At 63.2% G+C, this 18,898-nt stretch carries 19 protein-coding genes; 9 read left to right on the forward strand and 10 right to left on the reverse strand.

What is annotated here, in order from left to right; all coding sequences use genetic code 11:
• Positions 1-53 precede the first annotated feature (53 nt).
• A complete protein-coding gene (dadR, locus tag BMW49_RS06425) occupies positions 54-542 on the forward strand; it encodes a transcriptional regulator DadR (protein ID WP_069516506.1) in 489 nt (162 codons plus the stop codon).
• 98 nt (positions 543-640) lie between these two features.
• On the opposite strand, the gene BMW49_RS06430 is transcribed toward dadR, so the two are convergent.
• Positions 641-994, reverse strand: coding sequence for a YkgJ family cysteine cluster protein (locus BMW49_RS06430; protein WP_069516507.1), 354 nt, complete (start codon positions 992-994; stop codon positions 641-643).
• A 170-nt stretch (positions 995-1,164) separates the two neighbouring features.
• Here BMW49_RS06430 and BMW49_RS06435 point away from each other — a divergent pair, with 170 nt between their 5' ends.
• On the forward strand, positions 1,165-2,466 hold the full coding sequence (locus BMW49_RS06435; protein WP_069516508.1) for an NAD(P)/FAD-dependent oxidoreductase: 1,302 nt from the start codon (positions 1,165-1,167) through the stop codon (positions 2,464-2,466).
• 106 nt (positions 2,467-2,572) lie between these two features.
• On the opposite strand, the gene BMW49_RS06440 is transcribed toward BMW49_RS06435, so the two are convergent.
• Both BMW49_RS06440 and BMW49_RS06445 read right to left on the reverse strand, forming a co-directional pair.
• Entirely contained in the window at positions 2,573-3,211 is a 639-nt protein-coding gene (locus tag BMW49_RS06440) for a LysE family translocator (RefSeq protein ID WP_069516509.1), read from the reverse strand.
• A 51-nt stretch (positions 3,212-3,262) separates the two neighbouring features.
• Entirely contained in the window at positions 3,263-3,490 is a 228-nt protein-coding gene (locus BMW49_RS06445) for a DUF1127 domain-containing protein (protein ID WP_069516510.1), read from the reverse strand.
• A 172-nt stretch (positions 3,491-3,662) separates the two neighbouring features.
• Here BMW49_RS06445 and BMW49_RS06450 point away from each other — a divergent pair, with 172 nt between their 5' ends.
• The gene (locus BMW49_RS06450; RefSeq protein ID WP_069516511.1) at positions 3,663-5,090 is read left to right on the forward strand and encodes an aminotransferase-like domain-containing protein; all 1,428 of its coding nucleotides are present in this window, start codon (positions 3,663-3,665) and stop codon (positions 5,088-5,090) included.
• Positions 5,091-5,097: 7 nt separating this feature from the next.
• On the opposite strand, the gene BMW49_RS06455 is transcribed toward BMW49_RS06450, so the two are convergent.
• Positions 5,098-6,240: an MFS transporter gene (locus tag BMW49_RS06455; RefSeq protein WP_069516512.1), complete on the reverse strand. Its 1,143-nt coding sequence runs from the start codon at positions 6,238-6,240 to the stop codon at positions 5,098-5,100.
• A gap of 226 nt (positions 6,241-6,466) precedes the next feature.
• Positions 6,467-7,960: an aldehyde dehydrogenase gene (locus BMW49_RS06460; RefSeq protein ID WP_069516513.1), complete on the reverse strand. Its 1,494-nt coding sequence runs from the start codon at positions 7,958-7,960 to the stop codon at positions 6,467-6,469.
• A gap of 389 nt (positions 7,961-8,349) precedes the next feature.
• Here BMW49_RS06460 and BMW49_RS06465 point away from each other — a divergent pair, with 389 nt between their 5' ends.
• Positions 8,350-8,715, forward strand: coding sequence for a cupin domain-containing protein (locus tag BMW49_RS06465; RefSeq protein WP_069516514.1), 366 nt, complete (start codon positions 8,350-8,352; stop codon positions 8,713-8,715).
• 121 nt (positions 8,716-8,836) lie between these two features.
• Here BMW49_RS06465 and rpmG read toward each other — a convergent pair whose 3' ends face one another.
• Positions 8,837-8,992, reverse strand: coding sequence for a 50S ribosomal protein L33 (gene rpmG, locus BMW49_RS06470; protein WP_003464575.1), 156 nt, complete (start codon positions 8,990-8,992; stop codon positions 8,837-8,839).
• Between the two features lie 10 nt (positions 8,993-9,002).
• The gene (rpmB, locus tag BMW49_RS06475; RefSeq protein ID WP_069516515.1) at positions 9,003-9,239 is read right to left on the reverse strand and encodes a 50S ribosomal protein L28; all 237 of its coding nucleotides are present in this window, start codon (positions 9,237-9,239) and stop codon (positions 9,003-9,005) included.
• Between the two features lie 377 nt (positions 9,240-9,616).
• Here rpmB and BMW49_RS06480 point away from each other — a divergent pair, with 377 nt between their 5' ends.
• Positions 9,617-11,209, forward strand: a complete 1,593-nt coding sequence (locus BMW49_RS06480; RefSeq protein ID WP_069516516.1) for an ABC transporter substrate-binding protein — start codon at positions 9,617-9,619, stop codon at positions 11,207-11,209.
• 25 nt (positions 11,210-11,234) lie between these two features.
• Here BMW49_RS06480 and radC read toward each other — a convergent pair whose 3' ends face one another.
• Entirely contained in the window at positions 11,235-11,909 is a 675-nt protein-coding gene (radC, locus tag BMW49_RS06485; RefSeq protein ID WP_069516517.1) for a RadC family protein, read from the reverse strand.
• A 318-nt stretch (positions 11,910-12,227) separates the two neighbouring features.
• Between radC and coaBC the strand changes: the two genes are divergently transcribed.
• The 4 genes from coaBC to argB all read left to right on the forward strand — a co-directional run bounded on the left by coaBC (position 12,228) and on the right by argB (position 17,487).
• On the forward strand, positions 12,228-13,460 hold the full coding sequence (gene coaBC, locus BMW49_RS06490; protein WP_069516518.1) for a bifunctional phosphopantothenoylcysteine decarboxylase/phosphopantothenate--cysteine ligase CoaBC: 1,233 nt from the start codon (positions 12,228-12,230) through the stop codon (positions 13,458-13,460).
• Between the two features lie 2 nt (positions 13,461-13,462).
• Positions 13,463-13,930 carry a dUTP diphosphatase gene (gene dut, locus BMW49_RS06495; protein WP_069516519.1) on the forward strand — a complete coding sequence of 156 codons (468 nt, stop codon included), beginning with the start codon at positions 13,463-13,465 and terminating at the stop codon, positions 13,928-13,930.
• 1,229 nt (positions 13,931-15,159) lie between these two features.
• A complete protein-coding gene (algC, locus tag BMW49_RS24965; protein WP_208600960.1) occupies positions 15,160-16,554 on the forward strand; it encodes a phosphomannomutase/phosphoglucomutase in 1,395 nt (464 codons plus the stop codon).
• Between the two features lie 27 nt (positions 16,555-16,581).
• Positions 16,582-17,487: an acetylglutamate kinase gene (gene argB / locus BMW49_RS06505; protein WP_069516521.1), complete on the forward strand. Its 906-nt coding sequence runs from the start codon at positions 16,582-16,584 to the stop codon at positions 17,485-17,487.
• A 51-nt stretch (positions 17,488-17,538) separates the two neighbouring features.
• Here argB and BMW49_RS06510 read toward each other — a convergent pair whose 3' ends face one another.
• Together BMW49_RS06510 and pyrE are read right to left on the reverse strand one after the other, a co-directional pair.
• A complete protein-coding gene (locus BMW49_RS06510; protein ID WP_069516522.1) occupies positions 17,539-18,126 on the reverse strand; it encodes a DUF4124 domain-containing protein in 588 nt (195 codons plus the stop codon).
• 25 nt (positions 18,127-18,151) lie between these two features.
• Entirely contained in the window at positions 18,152-18,793 is a 642-nt protein-coding gene (pyrE, locus tag BMW49_RS06515; RefSeq protein WP_069516523.1) for an orotate phosphoribosyltransferase, read from the reverse strand.
• Positions 18,794-18,898: the final 105 nt, after the last annotated feature.

Here is an 18,898-nt window from a genome sequence, read left to right on the forward strand (position 1 = left end):
TATATTTGGCGAGAATTCTCGGCAAAAAGGCTTTTCACGGAGGGGCATCGCCTATGCGTACCCAGCACCAGAGCAAACGTGAGCTGGACAAGATCGACCGCAACATCCTGCGTATCCTGCAGGAAGATGGCCGCATCAGTTTTACCGAGCTGGGCGAGCGGGTTGGCCTGTCGACCACCCCCTGCACCGAGCGCGTGCGCCGCCTGGAGCGCGAGGGCATCATCATGGGCTACCACGCCCGCCTCAACCCGCAGCAGCTCAAGGCCAGCTTGCTGGTGTTCGTCGAGATCAGCCTGGATTACAAGTCTGGCGACACCTTCGAGGAATTCCGCCGGGCCGTGCTCAAGCTGCCCCATGTGCTGGAATGCCACCTGGTGTCCGGCGACTTCGACTACCTGGTGAAAGCGCGGATCAACGAGATGGCCAGCTACCGCAAGCTGCTCGGCGACATCCTGCTCAAGCTGCCCCATGTGCGTGAGTCGAAGAGCTATATCGTCATGGAAGAAGTGAAAGAAAGCCTGGCGCTGCCGGTGCCGGAGTGAGCCAGGGCCGGCGAACGTTTCGTAGGGTGCGCCGTGCGCACCGCTTCGGTAAAGGCTCTACGCAATAGTGGCTCGAAAGCTGGTGCGCACAGCGCACCCTACACAAGCCGCTGCCGCGTCGTGGCGATCAGGCGATGCACCTGCTGCTCCACCGCCGGCTCAATAGGCTGCTCCGGCCCACGCCCCTGTGGGCAAGGCAGCCTTGGCGTAGTGCCGAATAGCCGGCAGATCAACGGCCGCTGGTCATACACCTGGCAGCCATTCGGCCCCAGGTGCACGCAGTTGTACTCGGCCAGCGCCGCCTCGTGCTCGGCCTCGCTCTTCACGGGCAGGCGCGCCAGTTCCTCGGACGAGGCGGTGACCGGCCCGCAGCAGTCGTGACAGCCCGGCACACAGGCAAAGCCAGGAATCTGCAGGCGCAGGTGGTCGATCCGGCGATCGGTGCAACTCATGGGCGTGGGTCCAGACAGATAAGGTGCGAATGGTAAACCGGACGATGCCCAAGGTGTGCCCTTCACGGCATCGCCGGTGACCGGGTTTTTTCCGCGCGCCCCTTGGCGACAAACGAACTGCGCGCTTATGCTGCGTTGAATTTTCTACACACGCATTCAGGATTCCACACATGAACGCCCGTGTTAGCCGCGCCCAGCACGCTCCTTCCTATTACGCCGCCAGCCTCAATCAGCAGTTGACGCTGCCTAGCCTGGCGGAGGAGGTGCGCGCTGACGTGTGCATTGTCGGGGGCGGCTTCACCGGCCTGAATACAGCGATTGAGCTGGCCGAAAAAGGCCTGTCGGTGGTGCTGTTGGAGGCGCGCAAGATCGGCTGGGGCGCCAGCGGGCGCAACGGCGGGCAGCTGATTCGTGGCGTCGGCCATGACGTGGAGCAGTTCCAGGGGCTGATCGGCGACGAGGGCGTGCGCGAGCTCAAGCGCATGGGCCTGGAGGCCGTGGAAATCGTCCGCCAGCGCGTGGCCCGTTATGCCATTGATTGCGACCTGACCTGGGGCTACTGCGACCTGGCGAACAAACCCCGCGACCTCGCGGGCTTCGCCGAAGACGTGCAGGACCTGCAAAGCCTCGGCTACCGCCATGAACTGCGCCTGCTGCAACCCGAGCAGATGCACGAGGTGGTCGGCTCCAGCCGCTATGTCGGCGGGCTGATCGACATGGGCTCCGGCCACCTGCACCCGCTCAACCTGGCCCTTGGCGAAGCCGCCGCCGCACAGGCACTGGGTGTACGCCTGTTCGAGGATTCCGCAGTTACGCGTATCGACTATGGCGCTCAGGTCCAGGTGCACACCGCCCAGGGTCTGGTGCGCGCCGATAATCTGGTGCTCGGCTGCAACGCCTACCTGGGCGATCTACAACCGCGCCTCGGCGGCAAGGTGCTGCCAGCAGGCAGCTACATCATCGCCACCGAACCGCTCGATGAAGCCCAGGCGCGTGCACTGATCCCGCAGAACATGGCGCTCTGCGACCAGCGCGTGACGGTCGACTACTACCGCCTGTCCGCCGACCGTCGCCTGCTGTTCGGCGGCGCCTGTCATTATTCGGGCCGCGACCCGGCGGATATCGCCGGTTACATGCGCCCGAAGATGCTCGAAGTATTCCCACAACTCGAGGGCACCCGCATCGACTTCCAGTGGGGCGGGATGATCGGCATTGGCGCCAATCGCTTGCCCCAGATCGGCCGACTCAAGGAGCATCCCAACCTGTTCTACGCCCAGGCCTACGCCGGCCATGGGCTGAACGCCACCCACCTGGCCGGCAAGCTGCTCGCTGAAGCCATTGCGGGCCAGGCTAGCAGCGGCTTCGACCTGTTCGCCAAGGTGCCGCATATGACCTTCCCCGGCGGCAAACACCTGCGCTCGCCTCTGCTGGCCTTGGGCATGCTCTGGCACCGGTTTAAAGAGGCGCTATAAGAGCGCCTAAGGCAGCTCGGGCCGAGCTGCGCATGGATCAACGGGCATCGGCAAAGAGGCTCTGACGTAGCGACAGCTTGCGATCATCACGCTGGAGAATGAGTGGCTAAGCAGCCCTGCGTTGCTCCGAGACGAGACGCACGGCTAGCCCGGCGAGCACAAAACCCATGAAATACCGTTGCACCGCCAACCAGCGAGGGTTGCGCACAAACCATGCAGCCAAGCCGCCCGCCGACAATGCGAGGGTCAAATTGACCGTAAAACTTACGCTGATCTGCGTGAGCCCGAGCTGGATGCTTTGCAGCAACACCGACCCGTGCTCTGGCGATACGAACTGAGGAAAGATCGCAAGGTAGAAAATCGCGATCTTGGGGTTGAGCACATTGGTCAAAAAGCCCATCAGAAACAACCTGGAGGGTCGATCCCCCGGAAGCTGTCGGGCTTCAAATGCTGACTGCGCACCTGGCTTCACGGCTTGCCAGGCGAGATACAACAGGTAGACCGCACCTGCCCACTTGAGAACGTCGTACGCCAACGGAATCGCCAAGAAGAGCGCTGTCATGCCCACAGCTGCCGCGAACATGTGAACAAGAAAGCCGGCCATAACCCCGAAAAGCGATATCACACCCGCCCTGCGGCCCTGACAGATAGAGCGAGAAATCAAGTAAATCATGTTCGGCCCCGGCGTCAGGACCATCAGCAGTGCTGCGCCCGCAAAAAGCAGCCAATCATTTACTGGAACCATGATTTCCTCCATGAACACGGGCTTAGGACGTCGGCAGACTTCCGAGGTGCGCTATAAAAGCGTCCAGAACGGCCGCTGCGCCTCGCGATTGGCCTCGGCGCGGGTCAGGCCGATATCCGCCAGTTGCGCATCGTTCAAACGCAACAGCGCGCGGCGGGTACGCAAACGCTGGTGCACCTGCTGCCAGCGCGCAATGGCCCCGGCCATTCCCGAGGGCGGTAGTGCACCCTGGGGCTCGGCGCAGGGCTGGGTAGGCTGAACAACATCGACGGTGTGCATCATGGTTCTCCCGAGAGCGGTGTGAGACTCATGATGACAAGCTGGAAAAAAGCATGACAGATTCAAAAAACTCTTATTAAATCCATACAGATCGTTCGGCAATCACACTGAATGCTGGTTTTTCCCTTCAACTGTATGGGTCGCCTAGGCCCTTATTCACACAGAGACCGCCATGTCGCTCTACCTGAACCTTGCTGAACTGCTTGGCGAGCGCATCGAGCAGGGCCTCTATCGACCGGGAGATCGCCTGCCCTCGGTACGCGCCCTGAGCACTGAACACGGCGTCAGCCTGAGCACCGTGCAGCAGGCCTACCGCCACCTGGAGGATCAGGGCCTGGCCACACCCCGGCCCAAGTCTGGCTATTTCGTTCCTGCAGCCAGACAGATGCCGGCATTGCCGCAGGTGGCGCGCATGGCCCAGCGACCGGTGGAGGTCTCGCAATGGGATCAGGTGCTGGAGCTGATCAGCCTGCCGCCCAGCCGTGCCGGGGTGATACAACTTGGCCGGGGCCGGCCAGATATCGACAGCCCGACGCTCAAACCGCTGCTGCGCTCACTGTCGCGCATCAGCCGCCGCCAGGATGTCAGCAGCCTGACCTACGGCTGCATCTACGGGCACCAGGGCATGCGCGAGCAGATCGCCCGGCTGATGCTCGACTCCGGCTGCGCCCTGTCTTACGAGGACATCGTCATCACCACCGGCTGCCACGAGGCACTGTCGGCGGCGATCCGCGCCATCTGCCAGCCCGGCGATATAGTCGCGGTGGATTCGCCGAGCTTTCACGGCGTGATGCAGGCGCTCAAGGGCTTCGGCATGCAGGCCCTGGAGCTGCCCACCGACCCGCTCACTGGCATCAGCCTGGAAGCCCTGGAGCTGGCCCTGGAACAGTGGCCGATCAAGGCCATCCAACTGACCCCGACCTGCAACAACCCCCAGGGCTACATCATGCCCGAGGCCAACAAGCGCGCCCTGCTCGCTCTGGCGCAACGCTACGACGTGGCGATCATCGAAGACGACGTCTACGGCGAGCTGGCCTACAGCTACCCGCGGCCACGCACCATCAAGTCCTATGACGAAGACGGTCGGGTGCTGCTGTGCAGCTCGTTCTCCAAAACCCTGGCGCCCGGCCTGCGCATTGGCTGGATCGCCCCCGGGCGCTACCTGGATCGTGTGCTGCACATGAAGTACATGGGCACCGGCAGCACCGCCCAGGCGCCTCAGCTGGCGATCACCGAATACCTCGAAGCCGGCCACTACGAACCCCACCTGCGGCGCATGCGTGCCCAGTACCAGCGCGGCCGCGACCTGATGATCGACTGGGTGAGCCGCTACTTCCCCGCCGGTACGCGGGTCAGCCGGCCCCAGGGCAGCTTTATGCTGTGGCTCGAGCTAGAGGCAGGCTTCGACAGCCAGCGCCTGAACCGCGAGCTACAGGCCCACGCCATCCAGATCGCCCCCGGCAGTATCTTTTCCGCAGCCGGCAAGTACCGTAACTGTCTGCGCTTGAACTACGCCAGCCAGCCCAGCGCAGAGATCGAAGCAGCGGTGCGCCAGGTCGGCCTGTGCGCCGCGCAGTTGAGCGACGCCGACAAAAGCTGAGCGTGTCTCAGGGCGTGGCGCTGGCGGGTACCGCGCCGTGACGCATCACCAGCCAGACGAACACCGCCGCGCCGCAGGCCATCAGCAGTGGCAGGGCATGGCCGCTGACCCACTGACTGACTGCACCAGTAGCCAGCGGCCCGACCAGGCAACCCAGGCCCCACAGCTGCGCCACGTGGGCATTGGCGCGCACCAGTTGGTCATCGCGGTAGCGTTCGCCAATCAGAATCAGCGACAGGGTGAACAGACCACCCGCGCTGGCCCCGAACAGCACCAGCACCGGCCAGATCAGCGGCGAATGCAGCGTCGCCGGGATCGCCAGGCTGGACACCAGCAGCACCAGCCCACACACACGAAACAGCGTGGTCCGGGAAATCCGGTCCGCCAGCAAGCCAATCGGCAACTGCAGCGCCGCATCGCCAACCACCACCACGCTGACCATGAACAGCGCCACCTCCTGAGTGAAGCCCTGGCGCAGGCCGTAGATCGGCAACAGGGTCAGCATCATCGCCTCGAATGCGGCAAACAGCATCACCGCCCAGGCGATCGCCGGCAGCGTCCGGCAAAACAGCAGCAGCCCGCGCCCGGAAGCGCTGTGCCCATCCACCTGCGGCGCCCCTGTACGGCCGATCAGCAGCAGCGAGCCGCCCATCAGCAGGCCCACCCCGGTCCAGAAGCCGGCATCGGTCAGGGTACCCAGCGCGGTGAGCAGCAACGGCCCGCACAGTTGGCTGAGCGCATAGCCGGTGCCATATAACGCCACCAGCCGACCACGCCACTTCTCTACCGCCAACTGATTGATCCAGCTCTCACCGAGGATAAACACCACGGTCAGCGCCACCCCGATAAACAACCGCAAGGCCACCCACACCGCGTAACTCTGCACCAGCGCCAGCAGGGCTACCGAGACCGCGCCCAGCAGCAGGCACATCTGCATCAACCGGGTGGTGCCAAAGTATCCGGCCAGCCGCCCGGCCAGCGACGCGCCGAGCAAAACGCCCACGGCTGGCGTGGCCGCCATCGCGCCGATGGCGAAGGAACCATAGCCCCACGCCTCCAGGCGCAACGACACCAGCGGCATGGTCACGCCCAGGGCCAAACCGATGCTGATGACGGCAGCGCAGACCGCGAAATAAGTACCCCAACGCATCGCCAGACTCCGTTATGCCGTGGCTGTGGATTTAAATACTGTAGGAGCGAATTTATTCGCGATCAGGTAGCCATCGGCCGCTAAATTCGCTCCTACAAGGCGTCTAACCTCGACTATGAGCCGATCAAACCAAAACGGCCGGATTTCCCAAGGAAACCCGGCCGCAGGTGTGGCGCCTAGGGGCGGACCTTTAGGCGATGAAATGCCCGCCCATCACTCGACTTGGTTACAGCTTGATCCAGGTGGATTTCAGCTCGGTGTATTTGTCGAATGCATGCAGCGATTTGTCACGGCCATTACCCGACTGTTTGAAACCACCAAAGGGCGCAGTCATGTCGCCGCCGTCGTACTGGTTGACCCACACACTGCCGGCACGCAGCGCCTTGGCGGTCAGGTGCGCCTTGGACAGGTTGCTGGTCCAGACCGCCGCCGCCAGGCCATAGATGGTGTCGTTGGCAATCGCCACGGCTTCCTCGGCGCTATCGAAGCCAATCACCGACAGCACCGGGCCGAAGATTTCCTCTTTGGCGATGCGCATGGCGTTGTTTACACCGTCGAAAATCGTCGGTTCGACATAGGTGCCACCGGTCTCCTCCAGCACCCGCTTGCCACCGGCCACCAGCGTGGCACCATCATCGTGGCCGGCCTGGATATAGCTCAGCACGTTGTTCATCTGTGTGGTATCGACCAGCGCGCCAACATTGGTTGCCGGGTCCAGCGGGTTGCCCGGCTTCCAGGTCTTGATCGCCTCGACCACCAGGGGCACGAACTGCGCTTTGATCGAGTTCTCCACCAGCAGACGCGAACCGGCGGTGCAGACCTCGCCCTGGTTGAAGGCGATGGCACCGGCCGCCGCTTCGGCAGCGGCCTTGAGGTCCGGCGCGTCGGCAAAGACGATGTTCGGGCTCTTGCCACCGGCCTCCAGCCACACGCGCTTCATGTTTGACTCGCCGGCATAGATCATCAACTGCTTGGCGATCTTGGTCGAACCGGTAAACACCAGGGTGTCGACATCCATATGCAGGGCCAGGGCCTTGCCCACGGTGTGACCATAGCCCGGCAGCACGTTCAGCACCCCGGCGGGGATGCCGGCATCGATGGCCAACTGGGCAATACGGATGGCGGTCAGCGGCGATTTTTCAGATGGCTTGAGGATCACCGAGTTACCGGTGGCCAGCGCCGGACCAAGCTTCCAGCTGGCCATCATCAACGGAAAATTCCACGGCACGATGGCAGCGACCACGCCGACCGGCTCACGCGTGACCAGCCCCAGTTCATCATGGGCCGTGGCGGCCACTTCGTCGTAAATCTTGTCGATGGCCTCGGCGTTCCAGCGGATCGCCCGCGCCGAACCCGACACGTCGATACCATAGGAGTCGCTGATCGGCTTGCCCATGTCCAGGGTTTCCAGTAGGGCCAGCTCCTCGCCATGCTGCTCGATCAGGTCGGCGAAACGCAGCATGATCGCTTTACGCGCAACCGGAGCCAGGCGCGACCAGACACCCGAATCGAAGGTAGCGCGGGCATCGGCCACAGCCGCCTCGGCATCGGCCAGATCGCAGCTGGCAACGGTCGCCAGCAGGCGGCCGTCAACCGGGCTGAGGCACTCGAACGTGGCCCCGGAAACGGCGGGGCGGTACTCGCCATGGATAAAGGCACGGCCTTCGATGTTCAGCTGCTGGGCACGTTGTTCCCAATCGGCACGGGTCAGGGTGGTCATTACGGGCATCCTCTGTCAGGTGATTAGTGCCGCACGGCACGCGCCGACACTGTCAATAATTCTGCAAGGCACGCAGCAGACGAATGCACACGCTGCTACACCCAGCGAAGCACTCACAAGTGCAGCGCTAATATTTGGCGTTAGCGGCAGTTCGCGTCATTTGGGCGATTAAAAGCTGTCATCGGCCCATTCCACTGGCAGTTACAAAGCGCCAAGGAAAACACGCATTCGCCCAACTCGGGCCTAATCGTGGAGACCACACTAAACCAGGGGCCGGGATATTTTCAATATTTTTGACAAAGCCGCGGCAAACACCCTTGTCTTGTTCGTTTTATTAAACATAGACTGCCGTCATCGACCACCCGCACCGACGCACCACAGGACCCCCGATGAGCATCGAACAGATCGTCGATTTCGCCACAGCCAGCAGCACCCCGGACCACTACCGCCCCGCAGCGGAAAAAGTGCTCAAGGGCGACCCGGCGCAAAGTGTGCGCAATCACTACGCCAGCCCCTGCAACCAGTTCAATGTCGGCATCTGGGAAGGCGATATCGGCCAGTGGACGATCCATTACACCGAACACGAATACTGCGAGATCCTGCACGGCGTCTCAGTCCTGCGTGACCAGGACGGCAATGCCAAAACCGTACGTGCCGGTGATCGCTTCGTAATCCCCGCCGGTTTCACCGGCACCTGGGAAGTCCTCGAACCCTGCCGCAAGGTCTACGTGATCTTCGAGCAAGCCGCCGACTGACCCGCCCCGTCATGCGTCACCCTTTAGCCCGCCCTACCCGGCGGGCTTTTTTCATCCGCTAGAAATTCAGGCGAAAAAAAACCCACCAGAAGGTGGGTTTTTTCGAAGAGGCGTCGATCAATTACTTGATCTTGGCTTCCTTGTACATCACGTGCTTGCGTACGACCGGATCGAATTTCTTGATTTCGATCTTGTCGGGGGTGGTGCGTTTGTTCTTGTCGGTGGTGTAGAAATGGCCGGTACCGGCGCTGGACACCAAACGGATCAATTCGCGCATGACTAGCTCCTTAAACCTTTTCGCCGCGAGCACGCAGCTCGGACAGAACGACATCGATACCACGCTTGTCGATGCAACGCATGCCTTTGGCAGAGACGCGCAGACGAACAAAGCGCTTCTCGGACTCGACCCAGAAGCGGTGATGCTGCAGGTTCGGCAGGAAACGACGACGGGTTTTGTTGTTTGCGTGGGAAATGTTATTCCCGGTTACCGGACCCTTACCGGTAACTTGACAGACTCTCGACATGCCTCAGCCCTCTAAAACCACATGCCCAACCCGGCATGGGTTGGCCGCATAAACTCAATGTCATTGGCGCTTGGCGCCGCGTTTCTCGAGGGTCTTACCAGCCGCACATCAAAGCGCAAGAACCGGGCCCCTACAAAAGAGCGCTGCTTTATACCAGAAAGCCCCCAGTGCAACAAGGCCAACCGCACTTTTGTACTTGTCAGAGCGCGGCCATCTACCGCGCCATCACCCACACCCGGGGCACCTCCTGCCACCTGACCGCTCGTCGCGGTTTTTGCCACACTGCCGGACTCATCAGCCCGCAGCTTGCGCTGCAACGGCACCAGCCCCTAGGGTAGAGGTATGCCGGCAAACGCCCACTCGCCCAGGAGCTCACCATGCACCACACCATTCGCCCCCTGCTGCTCGCACCTTTATTAATGTTGCCCGTGCTGGCATCGGCAGCGACCCTGAGCGTGTGCACCGAGGCCAGCCCCGACGGGTTCGATGTGGTGCAGTACAACTCGCTGACCACCACCAATGCGTCGGCCGACGTGCTGATGAACCGCTTGATCGACTACGACGCCGCCAGCGCCAGCCTGCAGCCGAGCCTGGCCCGCAGTTGGACGGTCAGTGACGACGGCCTGCAGTATCAATTCGAGCTACGCCCCGACGTGGCCTTCCATCAGACAAAAACCTTCACCCCCAGCCGCGCCTTGAATGCCGACGATGTGCTGTTCAGCTTTCAGCGCATGCTCGACAGCCAGCATCCCTGGCACGCCGTGGCCCAGAGCGGCTACCCCCACGCCCAGTCGATGCAGTGGCCCAGCCTGATTCGCGAGGTCAAGGCCAGCGGACCGCTGCAGGTCAGTATCACCCTCAACCGCCCCGACGCGACCTTCCTCGCCACCCTGAGCATGGGTTTCGCCTCCATCTATTCGGCCGAGTACGCCGACCAGCTCCTGGCCGCCGGCACGCCGCAGCGCCTCAACAGTGAGCCGGTGGGTACCGGGCCGTTCATGCTCACACGCTTTCAGAAGGATGCCGTGGTGCGCTACGCCGCCCATCCCGATTACTTCGCCGGCAAACCGGCCATCGACGGCCTGATCTACGCCATCACCCCCGACGCCAATGTGCGCTTGCAGAAGCTGCGCCGCGGCGAATGCCAGATCGCCTTGTCGCCCAAGCCCCAGGACGTTCAAGCCATCAGCAGCGACCCGGCGCTCAAGAGCCTGCACACCAACGCCTTTATGACGGCATTCGTCGCCATCAATACCCAGCACCCACCGCTGGACAAGGTGCAGGTACGCCAGGCAATCAACCTGGCGTTCGACAAGGCCAGCTACCTCAAGGCAGTGTTCGAGAATGGCGCCGAGGCTGCGAACGGCCCCTTCCCGCCCAACACCTGGAGCTACGCCAAAGACCTGCCCGGCTATGCCTATGACCCGCAGAAAGCCCGGACCCTGCTGGCCGAAGCGGGCCTTGCCGAAGGTTTCAAAACCACAATCTGGACGCGCCCCACCGGCAGCGTGCTCAACCCCAACCCAAGCCTGGGCGCCCAGCTTTTGCAGGCTGACCTGGGCAAAGTGGGCATCGATGCCGAAATCCGCGTGATCGAGTGGGGCGAGCTGATCCGCCGCGCCAAGGCCGGCGAGCATGACCTGTTGTTCATGGGCTGGGCCGGCGATAACGGCGACCCGGACAACTTCCTCACCCCGCAATTCGCCTGCGCCTCACTCGAGTCCGGGCTGAACTTCGCCCGCTACTGCGACCCGGCCCTGGACAAGCTGATCAGCGATGGCAAAACCCGCAGCAACCAGGCAGACCGCAGCGAGCTGTACCAACAAGCTCAACAGATCATCCAGGCGCAAGCTCTGTGGCTGCCGCTGGCGCACCCAACCGCCTTCGCCCTGACCCGCAACACGGTAGAAGGCTATGCCGTCAGCCCGTTCGGCCGCCAGGACTTCGCCAACGTCCGCCTGGCGCCCTAATCGGTAGGCGCGAATTCATTCGCGTCTACAGCCAGCCGTGCTCGGCCATCGACAGCGGCTCACCGTCGCCAACGATAAAGTGATCGAGCACGCGCACCTCCACCAGCGCCAGGGCATCCTTGAGGCGCTGAGTCAGCACCAGATCGGCCTGGCTCGGTTGCGCCACGCCGGAAGGGTGGTTATGGGTCAGTATCAGCGCGGCGGCGTTGTGCGCCAGAGCCCGCTTGACCACCTGCCGCGGGTAGACGCTGGCCGAGTCGATACTGCCGTGAAACAGCGCCTCGAAACCCAAAACCCGGTGTTTGGCATCCAGAAATAGACAGCCGAACACCTCATGCTGCTCGTGGCGCAACAAGGCTTTGAGGTAATCACGCACCGCCTGCGGGCTTTCCAGCGCCGAATCGCGGCGCAGTTGCTCGGCCAGGTGCCGACGGGCCATTTCCAGCACCGCCTGTAGCTGGGCGAACTTGGCCGGCCCAAGCCCCAGACGCTGGCTAAACGAGGCCTGATCAGCCTGCAACAAGGCCCGCAGGCTGCCAAAGTCGGCGAGCAGATGGCGCGCCAGATCAACCGCGCTCTGCCCTGACACCCCAGTACGCAGAAAAATTGCCAGCAGCTCGGCATCGGTCAATGCCGCCGCACCTGTGGCCAACAGCTTTTCCCGCGGGCGCTCGGCCGCGGGCCAGTCTCGAATGCTCATGACACCTCCTTGTCGAGCGGGCAGCCAGGTCGCATCGGGCGGCGCCCTGCTACTGCCGGGCCACTGTTCCACAGCGGCCGCTGTGCTATCGTAGCCCATCTTTTTGCGCGGCGACCGGCCTGGGGAGGCGTCATAGCCGCAGCGCAACGTCCAAGATCCTCTGACCAGCCATCGCACGCCGGTGCGGACATGCAGAGACAGCCGCCACGCTACAGGCCCAAGGCACTGCAGCGAGCCCGCTAAATTCGCGGCGCAGGGCTGTCTACCGTTGTCACGCCGCGACAGGCTACGCCAGACAAACCAGACTAAGGCAGGCCTATGCAGCGGCTGTATCGGAAACGCATCATCCTCGGCGTCGGCGGTGGTATTGCCGCTTACAAAAGCGCCGAACTGGTGCGCCGCCTCAAGGACCAGGGCGCTGAAGTGCGCGTGGTCATGACCCACGGCGGACGCGAGTTCATCACCCCCCTCACCTTGCAGGCGTTGTCCGGTCATCCGGTGCACCTGGACCTGCTCGATCCCGCTGCCGAAGCCGCCATGGGCCATATCGAACTGGCGCGCTGGGCCGACCTGGTATTGATCGCCCCGGCCACGGCCGACCTGATGGCGCGCCTGGCCCAGGGCGTGGCCGATGACCTGCTGACCACCCTGGTGCTGGCCACCGATGCGCCCGTCGCGCTCGCGCCCGCCATGAACCAGGCGATGTGGCGTGACCCGGCGACCCAGGCCAACGCCCAGCTCCTCGCCCAGCGCGGCCTGCGCCTGTTCGGCCCGGCCGCCGGCAGCCAGGCCTGCGGCGATGTCGGCCCCGGGCGCATGCTCGAAGCCGATACCCTGGCCCAGCTTGCCGCCGACTGCTTCGAGCACCAGGCCCTGACCGGCCGGCACGTACTGATCACTGCCGGACCGACCCAGGAAAACATCGACCCGGTGCGCTACATCACCAACCACAGCTCCGGCAAGATGGGCTTCGCCCTGGCTGAAGCAGCGGTCGAAGCCGGCGCCAAAGTAACCCTGATCAGCGGCCCGGTGCACCTGCCCACCCCGGACCGGGTTACCCGCATCAATGTGATCAGCGCCCGTGACATGCTCGCCGCCTGCGAAGCCGCCATGCCATGCGATCTGCTGATCGCCGCCGCCGCAGTCGCCGACTACCGTCCAGAAGTGGTAGCCCAGCACAAGTTGAAGAAAGACCCCAGCAGCGGCGATGGCCTGCTGCTACAAATGGTGCGCAACCCGGACATACTCGCAACACTCGCCGGGCGCGGTGATCGACCATTCAGCGTGGGCTTCGCTGCAGAAACTGAAAACTTGCTCGAGTACGCTTCGCGCAAACTCAAGGACAAGAACCTCGACCTGATCGTGGCCAATGACGTCGCCAACCCGACCATTGGCTTCAACAGTGAAGAAAATGCCATCACTATCATTGACCGCACACTGCAACAAACCAGCTTCGCCCAGACCAGTAAAGGGCAGATTGCCCGCCAACTGGTAGCGTTCATCGCTGAACGCCTGGCAGCGACTGGCACCCCACACGACGACCGAGCCTGACTATGCACGCCTTACAAGCCAAGATCCTCGACCCACGCCTGGGCACCGATTTCCCCCTGCCGAACTACGCCACCTCTGGCTCGGCCGGCCTGGACCTGCGTGCCATGCTCGAACAACCGCTGACCCTCGAGCCGGGCCAGACGGTGCTGATCCCCACCGGCCTGTCGATCCACATCGCCGATCCCGGCCTGGCGGCGCTGATCCTGCCGCGTTCGGGTCTGGGCCATAAACACGGCATCGTGCTCGGCAACCTGGTCGGCCTGATCGACTCCGATTACCAGGGTGAGCTGATGGTCTCCTGTTGGAACCGCGGCCAGAGTGCCTTCACCATCGCCATCGGCGAGCGCCTGGCGCAACTGGTGCTGGTACCCGTGGTGCAGGCACGCTTTGAGCTGGTGGAGGCGTTCAGCGACCTCGCCAGCGACAACCAGCGCGGCGCCGGCGGCTTCGGTCACTCCGGAACCCACTGATCGCTCTACACCACCCAGGATCATAGGCCAGGAGACGTTCGATGAAACGCTTCAAGCGCAGCGCCAAGGATGCCGATCTCGAGTCCGCCGAACAGTTGCTACCGCAAAAAGCTAAAGCCGCACCCGGCCGCGGCGAACTGCGGCGCAGCCTGCTGCCTGGCGCGATCGCAGCCCTGGCAGGTATCGCCCTGGCTGCCGGCCTGCTGTGGTTCGGCCTGATCAACAGCGCGCATCAGCAACAGCAACAATTGGTCCAGGCCTGGGGCGGCGGCCAGGCAGCGGCGCTGCAGCAAGCGCTGCAGCGCCTGGCGGCCGACACCCGCGCCGCCGGGCGCAACCCGCAACTCATCGAAGCGGTGCAGAGCCAGGACCCTGAGCGCATCCGCGCCGCGGAACGCAACCTGAGTTACTGGGACGGCGTGGTCGACGCCCACCTCAACGCACGGGGCCAGGCGGTGCAGGACATGGGCCGCAGCGCGCCGATGAACTTCGCCGCACTGGACATGCTGCGCCGCGTCGAAAGCGGCCAGGCGGCGGCGGTCGAAGCCTACAAGATCGGCCAACGCTGGCTGGTATACAGCGCAGCGCCTCTGCAGTTAACAGACGACCAACCCCAGCAGGGCACCCTGCTCCTGGCCGTCGACCTGGAGCGCCTGCTCACCAGCCTGCCGCCATTGCCCGCCGATATCGGCCAGGTGCAATTGAGCCAGCGCTTCGGCAGCTCGCCGGCTCAAGTGCTCGTCCAGCGCGGTACCGCCACAGGCCAGGCGCAGCCGTTCACGACCGGCAACCCCAACTGGACCCTGACCTTCAGCCCCGGCCCGGCACTCAGTGCACCCGCTTTCTCACCCCTGCTGCTCGGCCTGGCACTGCTTCTGGCGCTGGCCGGCGCACTACTGGGCCTCTACCTGGTGCATGCCGGCCTGCAACGCCGCCTGACGGGCGATGCCCGGCAACTGGGGCAAATGCTCAAAGAACTCTCTGCCGGCAAGGCAGTCAAACCCTTCAGCTTGAGCCTGGCAGCGCTCGATGAACTGGCCCAGAGCCTGGCGCGCCTGCCACGTCGCATGCAGCCTGTAGCACCGCACAGCGACACCCCAGCCCCCACCGTCAAGGTGGCGAGCACACCGGCGGAGCTGATCGACCCGCTGTTTCAAGACACCGATATTCTTGATATCGACATCCTCGACGAAGACCAGGATCTCCTGGGACTGGAGACAGACCACACCATGACGACGCCGACTACCCCACCCAACCTGCCCGCCGATATCTTCCGCGCCTATGACATCCGTGGCGTGGTTGGCAGCAGCCTGACACCCGAAACCGCCTACTGGGTAGGCCGCGCCATCGGCTCGCAGAGCCTGGCTCAGGGTGAACCTAATGTGGCCGTGGGCCGTGATGGCCGTCTTTCCGGTCCGGAGCTGGTGCAACAACTGATCCAGGGCCTGCTCGATTGCGGCTGCCAGGTCAGCGACGTCGGCATGGTGCCGACGCCGGTGGTCTACTACGCGGCCAATATTCTTACCGGCAAATCTGCCGTGATGCTGACCGGCAGCCACAACCCGCCGGACTACAACGGCTTCAAGATCGTCATCGCTGGCGACACCCTGGCCAACGAACAGATCCAGGCACTCAAGACCCGCATCGACACCAACGACCTGGCCAGCGGTGTCGGCAGCGTCGAGCAGATCGATGTACTGCCGCGCTACTTCAAACAGATCCGCGACGACATCGCCATGGCCAAACCGCTCAAGGTGGTGGTCGACTGCGGTAACGGTGCGGCTGGCGTGATTGCTCCACAACTGATCGAAGCCCTGGGTTGCACCGTGATCCCGTTGTTCTGCGACGTGGACGGCAACTTTCCCAACCACCACCCGGACCCGGGCAAGCCGGAAAACCTGGTCGACCTGATCGCCAAGGTCAAAGAAGAGAAAGCTGACCTGGGTCTGGCCTTCGACGGCGACGGCGACCGCGTTGGCGTGGTGACCAACGCCGGCACCATGGTCTACCCCGACCGCCTGCTGATGCTGTTCGCCAAGGATGTGGTATCGCGCAATCCGGGCGCCGACATCATCTTCGACGTCAAATGCACCCGCCGCCTGACCCCGCTGATCAGCGGCTACGGTGGTCGTCCGGTCATGTGGAAAACCGGTCACTCGCTGATCAAGAAGAAGATGAAAGAAACTGGCGCCCTGCTCGCAGGCGAGATGAGCGGCCACATTTTCTTCAAGGAACGCTGGTTCGGCTTCGACGACGGCATCTACGCCGCCGCCCGCCTGCTGGAAATTCTCAGCCAGGACAAGCGCGACGCCGAGCATGTGTTCAGCGCCTTCCCCAGTGATATCTCTACCCCGGAAATCAACATCCAGGTCACCGAGCAGAACAAGTTCGGCATCATCGAACGCCTGCAGCGTGATGGCCAGTGGGGCGAGGGCAATGTGACCACCCTGGACGGCGTGCGCGTCGATTACCCGAAAGGCTGGGGCCTGGTTCGCGCCTCCAACACCACGCCGGTGCTGGTGCTGCGCTTCGAGGCCGACAGCGAAGAAGAGCTGTCGCGCATCAAGGAAGTCTTCCGCGCGCAGCTGTATAACGCGGCACCCGACATGACCCTGCCGTTCTAATTGGTCCACTCAACGATGGAGCCCCGCATGACCCTCGAACGTGACGCCGCCAGCAACGTCGCCAAAGTCCTCTCCGAAGCGCTGCCGTACATCCGCCGTTTTGTCGGCAAGACCCTGGTGGTCAAGTACGGCGGCAACGCCATGGAAAGCGACGAGCTGAAAACCAACTTCGCGCGCGACATCGTGCTGATGAAGGCGGTCGGCATCAACCCGGTGGTCGTGCACGGCGGTGGACCGCAGATCGGCGACCTGCTCAAGCGTCTGAGTATCGAAAGCCACTTCATCGACGGCATGCGCGTTACTGATGCGCAGACCATGGATGTGGTGGAAATGGTTCTCGGCGGCCAGGTCAACAAGGACATCGTCAACCTGATCAACCGCCACGGCGGCAGTGCCATTGGCCTGACCGGTAAGGATGCCGAGCTGATCCGCGCGAAGAAGCTCACGGTCACCCGGCAGACGCCAGAAATGACCACGCCGGAGATCATCGACATCGGCCACGTCGGCGAGGTCATCGGGGTCAATACCGACCTGCTGAACATGCTGGTCAAGGGCGACTTCATTCCGGTGATCGCGCCGATCGGCGTGGGCGAGCATGGCGAGTCCTACAACATCAACGCCGACCTGGTGGCGGGTAAGGTCGCTGAGGCGCTGAAGGCCGAAAAGCTGATGCTGCTGACCAATATCGCTGGCCTGATGGACAAACAGGGCCAGGTACTCACCGGCCTGAACACCGAGCAGGTTGATCGCCTGATCGCCGACGGCACCATCTACGGCGGCATGCTGCCGAAGATTCGTTGCGCCCTGGAAGCCGTGCAAGGCGGCGTGACCAGCGCGCACATCATCGATGGCCGGGTGCCCAATGCCGTGCTGCTGGAAATCTTCACCGACAGCGGTGTCGGCACCCAGATCTGCAACCGCAAGCGCCACTAAAATGCCTGAGAGCCGGCCCACTCGGGCCGGCTCGTCACGCCCTGCGCGCCCTCAGCGCTGCAATAACTCCACCAAGCGATCACGATCCGCCATAAAAGCAGCCTCGGCTTCTTTACGCGCGGCCTGATAGCGTTTGATCTCGCCCTGCAAGCTTTGCTGCTCGGCCTTCTGGTTATCGATCTGCGCCAACAGGTGAGCCGGTACTTCGCGCCCGGCCCGCTCATGGTCCGCCGCCTGACTCTGCAGGTTGGCCTGCTGAATACGCACCGACTGCAGGTTACCTCGCGCCACGCTGATCAAGCCGTCGAGCTCAGCCAATTTACGCGTACGCGCACGGTCGACATCATCAGGGCTGGTGTACAGGCGCAGCAGCTGCGCATCGGTACTGGCGCGGGCCTTTTCGGCCAGCAGGCGCTTCATCTCCTCGGCCGTAGGCGCCGGCGGAACAACCCGCACCACGCGCCCCTGATCGTTGAGCACTTCGTAGCCTTTGCCGATGAACTCAGGCGGGACGCCCTGCCGACTGAGCACGGTAATGCCTTGCGCATCGGTGTAGCGATAGAGCTCGGCAGCACCCGCAGCCAACGGCAGCAGCAGACCGAGCAACAAGCAAACACGGATCTGTACCGATCTGCGCATCAAGGCAACCCTTTAACCCGAAAGATTAGATTCCATATTCCGCACGGTAAGCTTGTACCGCCGGCAGATACTGCTTGAGTTCAGCATCGTCTGCCAGATATTCCAGTACCTGCTCGAGTGAAACAATGCTCACCACAGGAATCGCGAAGTCGCGTTCAACTTCCTGGATCGCCGACAGCTCACCCTGACCGCGCTCCTGGCGGTTGAGGGCGATCAGTACACCGGCAGCCTGGGCGCCCTGCGCCTGAATGATCTGCATCACTTCACGGATCGCGGTGCCGGCGGTGATGACGTCATCAACGATCAACACACGGCCGGCCAGCGGCGCGCCCACCAGGGTGCCGCCTTCGCCATGGTCTTTGGCTTCCTTGCGATTGAAGCACCAGGGTGTGTCGTGGTCATGATGCTCGGCCAGCGCCACAGCCGTGGTCGCCGCCAGCGGAATACCCTTGTAGGCCGGGCCGAACAGCACATCGAAAGCGATCCCGCTATCGACCAGCGCAGCGGCGTAGAAGCGCCCCAGTTGAGCCAACGCCTGACCGCTGGCAAACAGCCCGGCATTGAAAAAGTATGGGCTGGTGCGCCCCGACTTGAGGGTGTATTCACCAAAGCGCAGCACCCCACGCTCAATGGCAAAACGAATGAAATCGCGCTGGTACGCTTGCATGGTAGAGCCCCGAACGGCACGGATAGGACAGGGTTCGCTGACGCTGGAACGCGTGCGGGCAGGGCTTGGGTAGTGAGCAAAATGGCTGCACTGGGCGCCTGAAAT

The organism is Pseudomonas cuatrocienegasensis (assembly GCF_900110925.1).
Lineage (GTDB): Bacteria > Pseudomonadota > Gammaproteobacteria > Pseudomonadales > Pseudomonadaceae > Aquipseudomonas > Aquipseudomonas cuatrocienegasensis.

Excerpts from the sequence above, each read along its gene's own strand:
- dadR (WP_069516506.1), top strand. The coding sequence starts at position 54 with ATGCGTACCCAGCACCAGAGCAAACGTGAGCTGGACAAGATCGACCGC.
- BMW49_RS06430 (WP_069516507.1), bottom strand. The coding sequence starts at position 994 with ATGAGTTGCACCGATCGCCGGATCGACCACCTGCGCCTGCAGATTCCT.
- BMW49_RS06435 (WP_069516508.1), top strand. The coding sequence starts at position 1,165 with ATGAACGCCCGTGTTAGCCGCGCCCAGCACGCTCCTTCCTATTACGCC.
- BMW49_RS06440 (WP_069516509.1), bottom strand. The coding sequence starts at position 3,211 with ATGGTTCCAGTAAATGATTGGCTGCTTTTTGCGGGCGCAGCACTGCTG.
- BMW49_RS06445 (WP_069516510.1), bottom strand. The coding sequence starts at position 3,490 with ATGCACACCGTCGATGTTGTTCAGCCTACCCAGCCCTGCGCCGAGCCC.
- BMW49_RS06450 (WP_069516511.1), top strand. The coding sequence starts at position 3,663 with ATGTCGCTCTACCTGAACCTTGCTGAACTGCTTGGCGAGCGCATCGAG.
- BMW49_RS06455 (WP_069516512.1), bottom strand. The coding sequence starts at position 6,240 with ATGCGTTGGGGTACTTATTTCGCGGTCTGCGCTGCCGTCATCAGCATC.
- BMW49_RS06460 (WP_069516513.1), bottom strand. The coding sequence starts at position 7,960 with ATGACCACCCTGACCCGTGCCGATTGGGAACAACGTGCCCAGCAGCTG.
- BMW49_RS06465 (WP_069516514.1), top strand. The coding sequence starts at position 8,350 with ATGAGCATCGAACAGATCGTCGATTTCGCCACAGCCAGCAGCACCCCG.
- rpmG (WP_003464575.1), bottom strand. The coding sequence starts at position 8,992 with ATGCGCGAATTGATCCGTTTGGTGTCCAGCGCCGGTACCGGCCATTTC.
- rpmB (WP_069516515.1), bottom strand. The coding sequence starts at position 9,239 with ATGTCGAGAGTCTGTCAAGTTACCGGTAAGGGTCCGGTAACCGGGAAT.
- BMW49_RS06480 (WP_069516516.1), top strand. The coding sequence starts at position 9,617 with ATGCACCACACCATTCGCCCCCTGCTGCTCGCACCTTTATTAATGTTG.
- radC (WP_069516517.1), bottom strand. The coding sequence starts at position 11,909 with ATGAGCATTCGAGACTGGCCCGCGGCCGAGCGCCCGCGGGAAAAGCTG.
- coaBC (WP_069516518.1), top strand. The coding sequence starts at position 12,228 with ATGCAGCGGCTGTATCGGAAACGCATCATCCTCGGCGTCGGCGGTGGT.
- dut (WP_069516519.1), top strand. The coding sequence starts at position 13,463 with ATGCACGCCTTACAAGCCAAGATCCTCGACCCACGCCTGGGCACCGAT.
- algC (WP_208600960.1), top strand. The coding sequence starts at position 15,160 with ATGACGACGCCGACTACCCCACCCAACCTGCCCGCCGATATCTTCCGC.
- argB (WP_069516521.1), top strand. The coding sequence starts at position 16,582 with ATGACCCTCGAACGTGACGCCGCCAGCAACGTCGCCAAAGTCCTCTCC.
- BMW49_RS06510 (WP_069516522.1), bottom strand. The coding sequence starts at position 18,126 with ATGCGCAGATCGGTACAGATCCGTGTTTGCTTGTTGCTCGGTCTGCTG.
- pyrE (WP_069516523.1), bottom strand. The coding sequence starts at position 18,793 with ATGCAAGCGTACCAGCGCGATTTCATTCGTTTTGCCATTGAGCGTGGG.